General features: G+C 35.6%; 20 protein-coding genes. 8 read left to right on the forward strand and 12 right to left on the reverse strand.

The genetic code is table 11. The features are described 5' to 3' along the window. The first annotated feature begins 55 nt into the window (after nt 1-55). The gene (locus ACMAYX_RS07585) at nt 56-496 is read left to right on the forward strand and encodes a methylglyoxal synthase (protein ID WP_103218272.1); all 441 of its coding nucleotides are present in this window, start codon (nt 56-58) and stop codon (nt 494-496) included. Here the strand turns inward: ACMAYX_RS07585 and ACMAYX_RS07590 are convergent. Beyond that, complete coding sequence (locus tag ACMAYX_RS07590; RefSeq protein WP_103218273.1) at nt 489-1,319, reverse strand: hypothetical protein; 831 nt, start codon at nt 1,317-1,319, stop codon at nt 489-491. The genes ACMAYX_RS07585 and ACMAYX_RS07590 overlap by 8 nt on opposite strands. Nucleotides 1,320-1,333: 14 nt before the next feature. After that, nucleotides 1,334-1,792, reverse strand: a complete 459-nt coding sequence (locus ACMAYX_RS07595) for a hypothetical protein (RefSeq protein ID WP_392992820.1) — start codon at nt 1,790-1,792, stop codon at nt 1,334-1,336. A 159-nt stretch (nt 1,793-1,951) separates the two neighbouring features. Here ACMAYX_RS07595 and ACMAYX_RS07600 point away from each other — a divergent pair, with 159 nt between their 5' ends. Further along, on the forward strand, nt 1,952-2,659 hold the full coding sequence (locus tag ACMAYX_RS07600; protein ID WP_412470214.1) for a TrkA C-terminal domain-containing protein: 708 nt from the start codon (nt 1,952-1,954) through the stop codon (nt 2,657-2,659). On the opposite strand, the gene ACMAYX_RS07605 is transcribed toward ACMAYX_RS07600, so the two are convergent. Next, a complete protein-coding gene (locus tag ACMAYX_RS07605; protein ID WP_412463470.1) occupies nt 2,656-3,816 on the reverse strand; it encodes an NnrS family protein in 1,161 nt (386 codons plus the stop codon). The genes ACMAYX_RS07600 and ACMAYX_RS07605 overlap by 4 nt on opposite strands. A 12-nt stretch (nt 3,817-3,828) precedes the next feature. After that, complete coding sequence (locus tag ACMAYX_RS07610) at nt 3,829-4,194, reverse strand: group I truncated hemoglobin (protein WP_103218277.1); 366 nt, start codon at nt 4,192-4,194, stop codon at nt 3,829-3,831. Nucleotides 4,195-4,232: 38 nt separating this feature from the next. Between ACMAYX_RS07610 and ACMAYX_RS07615 the strand changes: the two genes are divergently transcribed. Continuing rightward, nucleotides 4,233-4,709, forward strand: coding sequence for an RrF2 family transcriptional regulator (locus ACMAYX_RS07615; protein ID WP_199177549.1), 477 nt, complete (start codon nt 4,233-4,235; stop codon nt 4,707-4,709). Here the strand turns inward: ACMAYX_RS07615 and ACMAYX_RS07620 are convergent. After that, the gene (locus ACMAYX_RS07620) at nt 4,693-5,034 is read right to left on the reverse strand and encodes a MerR family transcriptional regulator (protein WP_103218279.1); all 342 of its coding nucleotides are present in this window, start codon (nt 5,032-5,034) and stop codon (nt 4,693-4,695) included. The genes ACMAYX_RS07615 and ACMAYX_RS07620 overlap by 17 nt on opposite strands. A gap of 78 nt (nt 5,035-5,112) precedes the next feature. Between ACMAYX_RS07620 and ACMAYX_RS07625 the strand changes: the two genes are divergently transcribed. Then, nucleotides 5,113-5,955, forward strand: a complete 843-nt coding sequence (locus ACMAYX_RS07625; protein ID WP_412471818.1) for an MBL fold metallo-hydrolase — start codon at nt 5,113-5,115, stop codon at nt 5,953-5,955. 1 nt (nt 5,956) lies between these two features. Here ACMAYX_RS07625 and ACMAYX_RS07630 read toward each other — a convergent pair whose 3' ends face one another. After that, nucleotides 5,957-6,562, reverse strand: a complete 606-nt coding sequence (locus tag ACMAYX_RS07630; RefSeq protein ID WP_103218281.1) for a trimeric intracellular cation channel family protein — start codon at nt 6,560-6,562, stop codon at nt 5,957-5,959. A gap of 120 nt (nt 6,563-6,682) precedes the next feature. Here ACMAYX_RS07630 and ACMAYX_RS07635 point away from each other — a divergent pair, with 120 nt between their 5' ends. Beyond that, nucleotides 6,683-8,155, forward strand: coding sequence for a carbon starvation protein A (locus ACMAYX_RS07635; protein ID WP_103218282.1), 1,473 nt, complete (start codon nt 6,683-6,685; stop codon nt 8,153-8,155). Between the two features lie 30 nt (nt 8,156-8,185). On the opposite strand, the gene ACMAYX_RS07640 is transcribed toward ACMAYX_RS07635, so the two are convergent. The 3 genes from ACMAYX_RS07640 to ACMAYX_RS07650 all read right to left on the reverse strand — a co-directional run bounded on the left by ACMAYX_RS07640 (nt 8,186) and on the right by ACMAYX_RS07650 (nt 10,045). Continuing rightward, nucleotides 8,186-9,136, reverse strand: coding sequence for a carbon-nitrogen hydrolase family protein (locus ACMAYX_RS07640; RefSeq protein ID WP_103218283.1), 951 nt, complete (start codon nt 9,134-9,136; stop codon nt 8,186-8,188). A gap of 98 nt (nt 9,137-9,234) precedes the next feature. Beyond that, nucleotides 9,235-9,408: a hypothetical protein gene (locus tag ACMAYX_RS07645; RefSeq protein ID WP_158246892.1), complete on the reverse strand. Its 174-nt coding sequence runs from the start codon at nt 9,406-9,408 to the stop codon at nt 9,235-9,237. 208 nt (nt 9,409-9,616) lie between these two features. After that, on the reverse strand, nt 9,617-10,045 hold the full coding sequence (locus ACMAYX_RS07650; protein WP_103218284.1) for a host attachment protein: 429 nt from the start codon (nt 10,043-10,045) through the stop codon (nt 9,617-9,619). 163 nt (nt 10,046-10,208) lie between these two features. Between ACMAYX_RS07650 and rlmF the strand changes: the two genes are divergently transcribed. Then, nucleotides 10,209-11,123: a 23S rRNA (adenine(1618)-N(6))-methyltransferase RlmF gene (rlmF, locus tag ACMAYX_RS07655; protein ID WP_412471817.1), complete on the forward strand. Its 915-nt coding sequence runs from the start codon at nt 10,209-10,211 to the stop codon at nt 11,121-11,123. A 46-nt stretch (nt 11,124-11,169) separates the two neighbouring features. Here rlmF and ACMAYX_RS07660 read toward each other — a convergent pair whose 3' ends face one another. Then, nucleotides 11,170-11,661 carry a hypothetical protein gene (locus tag ACMAYX_RS07660; protein ID WP_103218286.1) on the reverse strand — a complete coding sequence of 164 codons (492 nt, stop codon included), beginning with the start codon at nt 11,659-11,661 and terminating at the stop codon, nt 11,170-11,172. Nucleotides 11,662-11,885: 224 nt separating this feature from the next. On the opposite strand from ACMAYX_RS07660, the gene ACMAYX_RS07665 reads away from it, so the two are divergent. Both ACMAYX_RS07665 and ACMAYX_RS07670 read left to right on the forward strand, forming a co-directional pair. Further along, nucleotides 11,886-12,674 (forward strand): hypothetical protein, encoded by a 789-nt coding sequence (locus tag ACMAYX_RS07665; RefSeq protein WP_103218287.1) that lies wholly within the window; start codon nt 11,886-11,888, stop codon nt 12,672-12,674. Continuing rightward, nucleotides 12,671-13,111, forward strand: a complete 441-nt coding sequence (locus ACMAYX_RS07670; protein ID WP_103218288.1) for a hypothetical protein — start codon at nt 12,671-12,673, stop codon at nt 13,109-13,111. Before ACMAYX_RS07665 ends, ACMAYX_RS07670 begins: the two co-directional genes overlap by 4 nt. A gap of 8 nt (nt 13,112-13,119) precedes the next feature. Here the strand turns inward: ACMAYX_RS07670 and ACMAYX_RS07675 are convergent, their stop codons facing one another. Then, complete coding sequence (locus ACMAYX_RS07675) at nt 13,120-13,479, reverse strand: nucleotide pyrophosphohydrolase (protein ID WP_412471816.1); 360 nt, start codon at nt 13,477-13,479, stop codon at nt 13,120-13,122. Between the two features lie 22 nt (nt 13,480-13,501). Next, entirely contained in the window at nt 13,502-13,834 is a 333-nt protein-coding gene (locus tag ACMAYX_RS07680; protein ID WP_412463273.1) for a hypothetical protein, read from the reverse strand. Nucleotides 13,835-14,031: the final 197 nt, after the last annotated feature.

The following is a 14,031-nucleotide window of genomic DNA, read 5'->3' on the forward strand; positions in this document are numbered from 1 at the left end:
TTAATCACAACCTAGTTCACTTTACTTAAATTAAGGACAGGAATAGAATAAGACTATGAAGAAAAAAACAATTGCCCTCGTGGCACACGATAGTAGAAAGAATGACCTAATCCAATGGACTTTAGATCACAAAGATAAACTAACTAATCATAATCTTTGTGCAACGGGAACAACTGGAAGACTTTTAGAAGAAAAATTAGGCATTAATATTCATAAGTACCTAAGTGGGCCTATTGGCGGAGACTTTCAAATTGGAAGTGCAATTGTTGAAGATCAAGTTGATATGCTTATTTTCTTTTGGGACCCATTAGAGTCAATGGCACACGATCCAGATATCAAGGCCTTGCTAAGAATTGCTACACTTTACAATATCCCAATGGCCTGCAATCAAACAAGCGCTGACTATTTCATCAACTCAAGTTTAATGGACTCTGAATATGAGAGAAAACTTTCTGTGCTCAATAATTACAATCAAGCACGAAAAGGAATTAATTAAAAAAGTCCATATACACCTTAAACCAAGGAGTATCTCCAAAGCGCTCAACTACTTTATCAAAGAAGACTTCAACACCTTCTTCAGTTAGGCCCATTTGGTCATATGAAAGCTGCTCATAAAGATTCATGATAAGACTTGGTGTAAATGAATCCATAAGTTTTTCTAGATAAGCTAAGCCTTGTTGAGGATTGCGTGTAAGAAGATAATCATAGATTGATAATCTTTTAATATCACATGCCTCTGCAGAGCGTTTTTGAATACTAAGTCCATTATCAAAGTGATGCCATTGAGGAGTTTTATCATTTACTGTTCGAATACAAAGGGTAACGGTTGGGTTTTGCTCGTGCAGTACACGATGTGAGAACTCCAGTCCTCTTTTAATCTCACGGATATCACCCTTAACCAAAGTTTCATCGATTACACATTCGATTTCACTTGTGTAGATATCAGGAAAGAATTCTTCTTTCATATGAACCTTAAATACTTCATGTCTTGACTCTCCGGCCACAACTTGAAAAGCTCCACAAAAAGAATGTGAATGGATTGAAGTATCTAAAGTCTGCCAGAAATATAGATCAACAACAAAGTGTCCATTATTGAAGATTGTAACAGGTGGCTGACCAAATCCGTTATAAACATTAACTTGCTCAGGAAGAGTCTCTTGCTCTAAACTCCACTGCGCAATAAATGATTCAATCTCTTCAAGTTCAAAATCAAACTTAGACTTCAAAAGATAATCAGTACATACTCTTGAAAAGTCTTCTTCACTTGGCCTCAAGGCTTCTATTTCTTTTCCAATATTCAAAAGGTCTTTTATATTCATTTAAATTCTCATTTTTAAATTCGTGTAAAATTACACATTCTTGTTTTCTTAAAATACTGGCCATCACGACTTCTTCCACTATAGATTCTTGAATAGCTCATTTCCTCACCATCGACTTTAAGAAATCCCACTCCCTGTGCATTGGAAGTTTGATTACGATCTTTCATCCATTGAACACGATCGACATTAAAGTAAAGACTCTGCCCATCTCTGCCCCAGTATAGGTTGTGAACATTAAATGTCTTTTCATATTTATTCTCATATTGTTCACTATAAGGCTTACCTATCTTATAATCCATCCCATAAAAATTTATGTGCTCACAGCTCTCCTGCTTAATGTAGAGTTTTTCAACTTTAACTGATCCATCTCGATCACAAAGCCCTTCCCATGTACCAGTAAGTGCTGGGCAATTGGCAAACGAGCTAAGAGAAATTAGGCTTAAAATTGAGAATTTTAAATTGCGATGATTCATTAGTCTTCCTTAAGTATATTTAACTTCATTTATAGATAAGTTTAGCTGTTTTTTCTCTATAATGAAAAGTGGAGTTTTATCATGCTGGCCTTACTTACGTTAACGATCATTTTATTTACTTCAATAACCATTGTGAAAGTTGCCACAAAAATACTGGTATTGACGGGATTAAGTGATGAGGTAGCAAGATTTCAGGCAAAGTCAGCTCTTACTGGAACAGGATACACGACCAGTGAGTCTGAAAGTCTTGTTAATCATCCTTTGAGAAGGCGCGTTCTCAGTTTTCTGATGACTATTAGTAATGTAGGTATAATCTCTGTTATATCAACCGCTATTTTATCATTTGTTAATATCGATACAACAGTTGAAGGACTTAGTCGTTTTGCAGTTGCGATCACTCTTTTTTCAATAATTATATACATCACACAAAGCAATTTCTTTAATAAGTGGCTTAATAAGAAACTTAAAGTTTACTTAGGAAAACTATCAAATGTGGAACTCGTGGATTACGCAAATCTCCTACATCTTGGAGATAGTTTTGGTATTGGAGAAGTGTATGTTTCAGATAATCACTGGTTTGCTAATAAAACTGTAAGAGAGCTCTCACTTCCGAGAGAGGGACTTATTGTCCTCGGAGTGCAAGTAGCTAACGGAGAATACTTAGGACTTCCTTCAAAAGACTATGTCATAACGACTGGTGATACGGCCATTTTATACGGAAGAGCAGATATGCTTAGTGAGATAAGTACGAGAACAGTTGATATTGGTGATACAGAACGAAAAGAGGCCATCGAAAAATTAGCAGAAATTCGAAAAGAAGAAAAAGTTAGAGAAGAGGAAATTGTTGAAACCCGTGAAGCAAGCTAATACTCTCTTCCATCTGGTCTTGGTGCTATTAGAATTTTAAAGTACTTAAGAAGAAAAATAGCAAACCCACCACACCAAAATAATACGGCCACATACAAACTAGTAAAATAATACTGTGACGATATGATTGGAATTAACGAACGTGTTAGTGCACCAATTATGATTAGTAGATAAGATAACTTCGTCCAAGTATCTGCTTGAATTGATCGACCAGTATGTCCTAGCGAAACACGTGTCATTATCCCTATTGCAACGACTGCTAGCCCCCCAGCAAGAAGTAAATGTAAGGCTGCATTTGTCTCATTAACACGCATATTAAAAATACCTACAAATCGTAGAATTAACTCAAGATTAATTAGTGCAATTCCTATGTGCAGAATAAAGAGGATCGGAATGCTTATAGTTGCTAAAGGACGCCATAAATATTGTCTAAAGCAATTTGAGACAATAGCAATAATAAGAATTGCGAGGTTAATAGATGAAAGATTGTCTTGATTCCATAAAACGGCCAGCATCAAAACAGAACCTAAGCTAAGAAGGTTTAGCCAATTAGGAACATCAATACTAATATTTGATATTTTACTTCTGGAAAAGAAAGGTATTACCCTTCCAGCGATCAACAAAATAATAAAACGTATTAGCCCAATCGCAAGGTCTCTTCCATAATCTGCCACGACAGCTTCTTGAAATAAATTTCCCCACGTGTGCAAAAAACTACTCAAAGAAAAGCCTAATAGTAGAGGAATAAAAACAAATTTCTGCTTTGGAAAATGCCAAAGTTTAACTAAAAGCATTATTAATAATATAGGGAAAAAAAGATTTAAGTTAATAAGCAAGCTAGAGGGCCCAAGAGGAATAAAATAGGCCAACCTTTCAAGGCCCCAAATGAGAAGTAAGAAAGCCAACCACTTTCCTTGATAAGGCCTAGAACCAGTCCAATTAGCACTTGCTGTTAACAAAAATCCAGCGATCAAGGCACCACAAAAACCAAAGAGCATTTCATGCGAGTGCCAAAATATCGTATCAAGCGAGTTCAGTGGTACATCGATGTGCCCAAGATAAGAAAGAACCCAAATAATGGGATTAAGGGCCGCCATTAATCCGGCCATAAGAAAAAATGGCCTAAAACTGATTGAAAATAGTGCTCTTAATCCCATCACTCTCTCTGCTTACTTAAGAAGAACGTCGGCCCTAGTCGACTCAGCAATTGCTGCAGCTTCTTTAATTAGCTCATCTGCCACACCCAGCTCTTGTAAAGTAGCGCCAAGATTTTCAACAACGGCATTGAAATGCTCATCATTTAATCCTTGAGCAACAAGGGCCTCGTGAGCTTCTCTCATTCCCTTTCCATCATATGTATTTGGACCACCAAAGGCATAAGTTAAAAACATAATTTGCTTTCTTCTTTGAGCGGCCATATCGATTCCTTCAAAAAAGTGCCTAATGCGCTCATCAGCTAGAACCTTATTATAAAAAACATCGACAGCTGCGTTAACTGCTTCTCTACCGCCAATTCTTTCAAATAACTTTGTCATTTCATCTCCTTAATATATATCTGAAATACATATTATGTATGCTAGACTTAAATGGTATTAAAGTAAACAGGAAAATTAATATGCGTTTGGCCAGTTTTACAGATTATAGTTTACGAGTACTTATATATATCGCTCTAAAGGGCGATGAACGCTCTACTGTAGCAGAGATAGCCGACAAGTATAAAATCTCAAGAAATCATCTTGTGAAAGTCGTTCACAATCTTTCCTCAATGGGAATCATTGACTCCTATAAAGGAAAAGGTGGAGGCATCACGCTTTCCACTGCACCTGGCCAAATAGTAATTGGAAACTTAGTACGCCAATTAGAAGAGGACTCTCCACTTGTTGAGTGCTTTGGTAATTCAGGAAATTGTATAATTAATCCAACTTGTAAGTTAAAGAGTGCACTGATAATTGCTCAAAATAAATTCTATGAAGCACTCAATGAATACACATTGGACGATCTTATTTCTAATAAAGCAAAATTAGTCGAAATCTTTACAGCGGACAATTAGACTCTAACAGTCCCCTAATATTCTTTTGAAATTTTCTGATAACTTTTATTTGCTCATCTAGTTGAGTTAATTTTTCTTCAAGTTGTTTTCGAAGTCTACCATTTGGATTTTTAGAGGCGAGTACTTTTGCCATTGACTTAATTTCAGAAAGTGAAAAACCAAGCTCTTTTGCCTGCACAATTAGTTTTAAAAGTTCGACAGCTTCAACAGGATAAACTCGATAGCCATTATCACCTCTTTTAGGAACAAGAAGCTCCATCTTTTCATAATAACGAATGGCCGATGAAGGTATTCCCGTCTGCTTAGATAAATCACCTATTTTCATTTTTTTACTCCAGAGCTTGACCTTAAAGTATGGTTTAAGGTTTATACTAATCTAAACTAATCATAAAAAGGAAAACAAGTGAAATATTTTTTTACAGTACTATTAGCATTTAATATTCTAGCGGCAAGTGAAGCTCCTCGCTTTTCAATTATTCAAACAGGCACAGCAAAGACATTAGAGGCCCTAATTTATGAAGAAGGTAGTCTTTTTAAAACAATGATGGTGAATCATGCCGGTTTTCTCATAGAGAATAAAGGTAAGTATATTCTTTTTGAAACTGGCCTAGGCGATGATGTGCATGATCAATTTGCACTCGATATGTCTTGGTGGGCAAAGCCTATATTTGCTTACCATAAGCTTGATTCAATTAAAGATCAAATCAAGGATCACTATAAGATTGAAAATATTATTCTTTCTCATGCTCATTGGGATCATGCTAGTGGCCTTATCGATTATCCAGAAATTACAACACTTGTAAGCGAAGAAGAAATGCATGAAGTAATTCACCCTACTCCAAATCGTACATTTCCTTCTCAATTTAAAAATATCAAAACAAAAGCTTTTAAATGGAAAGAAGAAGAATACCTTAGTTTTCACAAATACTATGATGTCTTTGGGGACAGGAATGTCATAATTGTACCTCTTTTTGGACATACCCATGGCTCACTTGGAATTATTCTCAATAATGCTAAAGATGGTAAGAAGTATTTCTTTGTCGGCGATGCTATTTGGACAACAAGACAACTTAGTCCACTTCAAAACAAGCCCTATCTTTCTTCTAAGTTAGTTGATACAGACAAGGAGATGGCACGTAAGAAAATTGAGATCGTAAAACTAATGCAACAAAAAGGCTACATCATTGTACCAACACACGACTTCTACGTGCATGAATCACTTGGCTATTATCCAAAATGGAATTGAGCTATTCTTTCATCGTTGGGAGCTTCAAGCCAAATTTAATAGCACCATACCTTAGAACAAATGTTGTGATCATTACTGCCAGCGCTGGGTATAGAGGATCAAAATCAATTTGAGAAAGAATGATGAAGACGACAGACGAAATCGCAGCTACTGTCGCATATAGTTCCTTCTGATAGAGAATTGATAATTCTCCGCTGAATGCCGATCGTAAGATCCCTCCTAGCACTGCAGTCACAACTCCCATCAATAATGACGTTTCATTATTAAATCCCAAAAGCAAAGTCTTTTGAGTTCCAATTACAACGAAGAAACCAAGTCCTAGTGTATCCAGAAATAATAGTAATGAACTTTGGCGCTCATAAAACTTTCTCATGAAAAAAGTCGAGAGAGTTGCAATGATAATGATATAAAGATAAATTGGGTTCTTAGTCCAAAAAACAGGCTCAGCTATAATAAGGTCTCTTACCGTACCTCCCCCAACAGCAGTTAGGAAGGCCAAGAATAGCATTCCAAATAGATCAAGCTTTGATTTTCCACCAACTGAAGCACCTGTAACAGCGAAGGCAAAGGTACCAAGGTAGTCAATATAGATAAATTCATTTGTCATATTTTCCTCTATAAAGAGTTTAGCATATATTTCAATAAAATTTACTTTTAGAATTTACCAAATAATTACTATTATCCAGTTATAATGAATAAAGAAAACTTTTAACCATGGATGTGTTAAGTGCTTATTTTTATCATTTGTCTTTTGATGCTTGCTTTTGCTTATAAATTCTATAGCCCATTTGTTGAAAAACAAGCAGGTATCGACTCTCAGAATCTAACACCAGTTAAAAAATTTGAAGATGGTGTTGATTATGTTGAAGTATCACCTACAAAGGCGTTCCTAATTCAATTTCTAAATATCGCGGGAGTTGGCCCTATTTTTGGACCAATACTAGGTGCTATTTATGGACCTATCGCACTCGTTTGGATTGTATTGGGAAATATCATTGGAGGCTCTGTCCATGACTTCTACTCGGGAGTACTTAGTATTAAGGAGGATGGAAAAAGTTTACCTGAAATAGCAGGTCACTATTTAAACACATACTTCAAAGCGATCATGCTACTTTTTACAGCAATGCTCCTCTTCTTTGTTGGTGTTGTATTTATCATGAGCCCCGCCGGCCTAATCAGCAATCTCGATGCCTTTAAAGACACGATGTTTGCCAGTAATAACTTCTGGGTACTAGTCATTCTCGCTTACTATCTATTAGCGACATTACTTCCTATCGATAAAATTATTACAAAATTTTATCCATTATTTGGTCTATTAATGGTTGTAATGACCGTCTTGATAGCAATTTCATTAATTCTTCACGCACCAATGTTACCAAAAATAGAGAATATCTTTGCATACATATCGCATTCACATATTAACTATGAATTATTAAACAGAGATCCTAATGGACCCCCTGTATGGCCACTCTTATTCGTGACAATCACTTGTGGTGCAATTAGTGGATTTCATTCAACACAAGCTCCAATCATTGCAAGATGTCTTGGAAATGAAAAATATGTAAGGCCAGTTTACTATGGAGCGATGTTAGCTGAAGGTGTTGTGGCATGTGTTTGGGCCCTTGCCGGAATATCTGCGTTTCCAGAAGGTTACGTACAACTAAAGGCCGTTATTGCACAAGGTGGTCCAGGGCTAGTCGTGAAACAGATCTCCTCAACATACCTAGGTGCTCTTGGTGGTGTTATGGCCGTTTTGGCGGTTGCAGTCTTCCCTATAACTTCAGGAGATACTGCATTTCGCTCATTAAGATTAACGATTATTGATGCATTTAATATTCATCAAAGCATAAGGAATCGACTATTGGTTTCAATACCAATTCTAACTGTCGCCTACTTTATGACAAAAATCGACTTCTCTCTTATTTGGCGCTACTTTGCCTTTTCAAATATGCTCTTATCAACAAGTGTTCTCTGGCTTGCAACGAAGTATTTATTTGATCGCAAAGCAATACACTGGATAGTTAGCCTACCAGCAATTGTTGGAACGGCAGTTACAATTTCATATATTCTGACTGCTCCTATAGGAGTTAATCTTTCAAAAGAGCAGGCCCAGCCAATTGGAGTTATAGTTGGAATCATTTGCTTAATTATCCTTATCGTTTTTCATCGTAAAAAATACTCACTTAAGGCCCAAGTATGATCACGTAGGTCCTTTAATAAAGGACCTATGCTAACTTGCTTTTTTCAAATGAAATGAATCCATTTTGCTTTTATCTACTGTTAAATTAAAAATGTCTGGTCGAGAATAATGACCTCCAATATCAAGAGATCTTCTTGCATCAATAACTTCCTCTAAATCATATTCTGCATAAAGAATTCCTTTTTCCCGTGACATTGGACCAGCAACGGCACCTCCAAATGGTTTAAATAAAACAGCATCACCATCAGATAACCAATCATCTGGCTCTGGGAAAACATCATCTTTAAAAGGTACATCATCAGGAATATCACAACATTGAATAGCTGTAGAACATCCTGCGACCCAGCAGCCTCCCTCTCTAGCTATATGCTTAAGAGTTCCAAGCCAAGATTCCCCACAGTCCCAAGTTGGGGCCAAGTAAACCTCGACCCCTTGGGCATATAAACTAAAGCGAGAAAGTGGCATATAATTTTCCCAACATATGAGGCTTCCAATTTTTCCGGCCGGAGTATCCACAACATTTAGGCCACGAGCATCTCCCCAGCCCCAAACCATGCGTTCAGGGTTAGTTGGAATTAACTTTCGATGTAGATTTAGAATTTCACCATCTGGGCCAATAATGGCATATGAATTAAATAGTGTTGAGCCACTTGCTTCAGAGTTAATTTCATTAAAGCCAATTGCAACGGTTACGTTTTTCTTCTTAGCTGTTTCTTGAATATCTGATAGTTGATTTTTAGAGAGATCAATTGAGTTTTTAAAAAGAACATGGTGAAGTTCTTTAAACATCAGCATATCTCCACCAGGTCGAAGCCGCCATACCCAAGAAGGATAACCTGGTAAATATGCCTCAGGGAACATGACTAGCTGAGCGCCTTCTCTAGCTGCTTCTGTGATAGAATCACAAGCTATTTCGATTGATTTTGTTAAATTTAAAAATACAGGTGGAAGCTGAACGATTGCAAGTTTTTTCACTTTCATCTCCTTAAGTCAGCACCTCTCAGAGTATTTTAATTTAAACATATAATTGAATAGAAAGATATTTAACCTCTCTTAAATTTGGATGTTAAACCTCCAAATTATTTTCCAAAAAACTCACTTCGATATTCTTTAATTCCAGCTTTATTGTGACTTTTACAATCTTTTGATGAATCTTTGTTAACCTTTTCTTTTTTTACTTCTTTTACCTTCTCCTGCGAAGCAATAGAAGTCATTGATAAAAGTACAGCACAACACAGTATAAGTTTCTTCATATCTAATCCCTTGTTAAGTCTCTTTCAAAAAGATAACACTTGAAACCACTTATATATAGGGACCTTACTAAGATTTCACACTACGATAAAAGATTTAACAAAAGTAACTAAAGTCAATAAATAGTGATAAAACGAGGTAATCAGAGAATAAAAAGAAGGGCCATTACCTGACCCTTTTGTTTTACAATTTTATAACCATTACGCTGCACTAAGCGGCCATAATTTTTTCAATTTCACTATCAGGCAAGTTTCCGAGGTCCTTATTTAAATAATTGCTAACCTGCTTATTCAACTTGCTATTCAAGTTATTTCTTATCACTCCTAAAAAAGAGTTCTCCGCTACTATCACAAGCTCATCAAAATTATGCTTATCATGATTTTGATTTAAGAACTGATTAATCTCTTTTGCAAATAATTCTTCACGATGCTGCTTATTTGTTTTCTTAGGTGTAAAAGATTGATAACCGTGAGCACTACTATTGGCCATTGAGCCATGGCGGTCCGAATTCACCTCTCCCTCTTTTAATTTAATCCTAGGATTTTCAAGGGATTTAATTAGCTTTAAGGTATTTCTTTTTTTTCGCTCATAAATACGTGCATTAGACTTGCTTGCAACAACAACCCATGATCGATGCATATCTACCTCCACGAGATATTTTTTTTATCATCGCCCTAATTCAAAAATAATTCCAACAAATAAATAGTAAATATTTCTTATCACAACTCCATGTGAACTGTTCCTAATTTCAGAGCAGGTTCTTTTTTCTTATAAACTGTTAAAAGTATGTTAAAAATATTGAATGAAAACAGATAACAAAGAACTACATCCAAGAAATCTTCACAATAAGAACTATGATTTTAATGCTTTAATAAAGAGCTTTCCGACTCTTGAAAGTTATGTAAAAGCAAATCAATACGGAAATCAAAGTGTAAACTTCTCGGATGCTGGAGCACTTTTATGTCTTAATCAGGCACTTTTAGCTCATTACTATAAAGTGACTAATTGGAGTGTTCCCCAAGGAAATCTTGTACCGCCTATTCCAGGACGAGTCGACTATATTCATTATATTGCCGACCTTTTAGCAGAGGAAAATAATGGAAAAGTTCCAGTTGGTCCAAAAATAAAAGGACTTGATATTGGAACTGGAACGAGTTGTATCTACCCTATTCTTGGTAATAGTATCTATGGTTGGAAATTTGTTGGAAGTGATATTAGCTCTGAAGCAATAAATCATGCCAATACAATTCTTAAAGCAAATTCATCTTTAAAAAAGAATATTAAGGCACGCTTTCAAAAATCACCTCAACATATCTTTAAAGAACTAATTAAAAGTGATGAGAAGTTTGATTTCACGATGTGTAATCCACCTTTTTATTCATCACAAGAAGAAGCCGATAAAGAGAGAGCTAAGAAGCTTAAAAATCTGAATGCAAACAAAATCAAGAAAGGACATAACCCCACGGCAAAATCGAATTTTGGTGGAGTAAAAAATGAGCTCTGGTGTGAAGGTGGAGAGAAAGCATTTGTCACAAATATGATTCAAGAAAGTGTTGAATTTAAGCAACAATGTCACTGGTTTACGACTCTTATTTCTCAAAAAGAGAATCTAGTTGATTTAAATAAAGAGCTTAAGAGACAAGGTGTAAGTGATAGTCGAGTTATTGAAATGATTCATGGACACAAGATTGCTCATATTCTTGCTTGGAAATTTTAGAAGTCCATACCTTGACCTTAGGGAAATCAAGGTATGGACATATGTATTAAAGAAGGATGATTGTGTGAACAGCACCTTCTCTAACAACTTCAAATTCAAACATTTCAAGAGCAAGAGCTTTACGATCAGATCTCTTAGCATTTGATAGGATTTCTAAGTCAGAGCTTGATAGCTTATCTAGAGAGATATTGAAAGCTACAAATTCAGTTCTTTTTCCGTTATTTACTTCACCGTGACGATCAGCTGTACCAAATGGCTTGAAGCTAAGAATAACTTGAGCAACTTGAACTTTCGAAAGAGTTACTTCGCTACAAAGACCAGTTTGAGCTCTATCTCTAACTGGACCATTTGAGTTACAGTTAGTAACAACAACATTCTTTGATTCAACAACTTCAGTTAGTTTGAAGTCAAATACGTTTACGTTTACTTTTCTAGAAGATTCAACAGTTTTCTCAGTTGCGAATACATCGTATGAGATTGTTTTTGCTTGAGTTGAAAGTCCAGCGATTAGTGTAAGTGCGATTAATAAGTTTTTCATAAATCCTCCAAGAATTGGTTAGCAATGTTTTCTATGGGGGTAATTTGAACTAAGCACGACAAAAAATATATATTCTTCAAATTTTGTCCAAATTTTCAAAGACATTTGTCCAATATCGTAATTTCAAGGCCCTAGAACGGACAAATCCTATGTTTTTGTCCAAAATTTTCATAGTTTCACAACAATTATTGATTAAATGAATAGTGAACGATAGTTATATATCCATGCAAAATAGCATTTCTACTTCCCATTCAAAGCTTGGCCTTAGGGCACAAGTACAGGCCGATATCAATCGCTACCTTGTGAACTTCAAGGATGCTAAGATTGGGCAAAGAAAGCTTGCTGAAAGTGCTGATATTCATCCAAAGACGATCCAAAGAATTTGTCGCCAAGAGAATACTCCTGGGCATATTACAATTCTAAAAATTTACCGCGTTCTTCTTGGAGAAAGTAATACTTCAAAACTACTTCCCCTACTTCCAACTGCAATCAAAGAAGTTGTACTTAAAGATGGAATCGATCTACCTGAAACTGACGTTGATTACTCAGCAGTGATTAAAAGTGAAATCCTAAAGAATGATGTCTTTTGCGAGATTTACTTTTTAATTGATACAGCACCTGTTACTCGTGATCTCATTATGTTCAAATACGGAGAGCATGGACTACATATTCTTGATAATATGTTTTCTCTTAATGCTATTAAATACCTCGATGATGGAGCGATCGCTCTTGGAACATCTAGGGTGCAGCTAGATGCTGAAATAATTAAGAAGGCCGGCTTAACTCTATCGCAGAAGTATTCTAAACACCAAAACTGTGAAATTACTGGTGATAACTTCATCGGACTTTATGTTGATTCGCTACCAGAGGAAGCTTATCAGAAATGGCTTGAGATCGATAAAGAAGCATTTATAAAGAAAGCTGAAATAGCGAAGCAGTATCGCACTAATGTAAAAGGCAAGAGGGTCTTTACTTATATGACGACTGATACATTTACAAAGAGTGAATTATGAAAGTTTTAAAATGGATAATCCTAGCAAGTTTAGCAACGACTATATTAGCTGGTGGAGACTATGGTGGTGGCCCTAAAGTTGTAGCACTAAACAAACTCGACCACTCTGTTCAGCTCGGAGACATCAAGCTCTCTAGGAATAAAGATAAGATTGAACTGACAGTTATCTATCAAAAACGAGTTACAAAATTTGATCCTTTCTTAAGTGAAAAGGATGCTAATAAACTGATGTATGGAAAATACGCTGAAGTTAGAGTTAATTACGACAAAGAATTATTCAATCAAGACTTAATTGATGAATTAAAAGGTCGTGGTCCAATTACTATCTTTAAGTCTAAGTATAAAAAGCTTGTGAATGAATACTTCACAATTGATGAAGTTACAGATCAAGTAAATATTGATCCAGATAAAAAGTACTTTGAAGTAAACTTAAAATAAAAATAGGCTTAGAGCTCAGTATATTTCTTTGCTGAGCCCTTCGCTTTTTCAATTGGATATTTCTTGGCATTCTTTTGTATTTTTCTAAGAGTCACCTCTTCAATATCAATATCGGACTTAATTGCAATTCTCATCAGGTAAACAAAGATATCAGCAATCTCATCCTCTAGCTTTTCTTTGAGAATTGAATTAGAAGCAATATCATTGGATTCGCATTCCTTTAGCCATTGAAAGATTTCCACAAGTTCAGAAGTCTCCACACTAAGTGCCATTGCTAAATTTTTATTTGAGTGAAATTGATCCCAATCTCTCTCACTTATAAATTTACTTACTTCAGAGTTTATCTTTTCAACATTAATCGATTTCATATAGGCCTTTTCTTCAAGTCTTCTATTCGATTATAGTAATTTTCCCATTAGCAAAGCAAGTAAATGTCGATTTCACAGTAACATCACCACTACATCCACCAGGAAATGGCGATTCATTGTGAACAACGACCTCTAGATCATTACTATTCAGGCGGCTTAGCTCTCCATTTAAGCTATCACACCATTTCTGAGCATCATGTAGAATCATATCCACAGCACCGCTTAGCGCCCCGATACTATCTGTGTAACAAGCATAGTTTTGAACCTCAAAATCTTTGCGAGCGATACTCCCATCACTTGCGAGCAGACTTGCAGACGTAAAAACTGTAAGTGTGATTAGTAGAAAATTCTTCATCTCTCCTCCCTTCGGTTAAGAGTAAGATAGAGAATCATACTTAATAAATACAATAAATTTATGAGTAATATCTAATAAGATAATTTTATAACAAGGAGAAATCTTCACTAAACACCTAATAATACAGTTTAAAGTTAACCATCTTAACCATATTAAGTTTTACACAGATCAATTTCCCCTTATAATTAAACTAATAC

Source organism: Halobacteriovorax sp. RT-2-3 (assembly GCF_047085075.1).
Lineage (GTDB): Bacteria > Bdellovibrionota > Bacteriovoracia > Bacteriovoracales > Bacteriovoracaceae > Halobacteriovorax_A.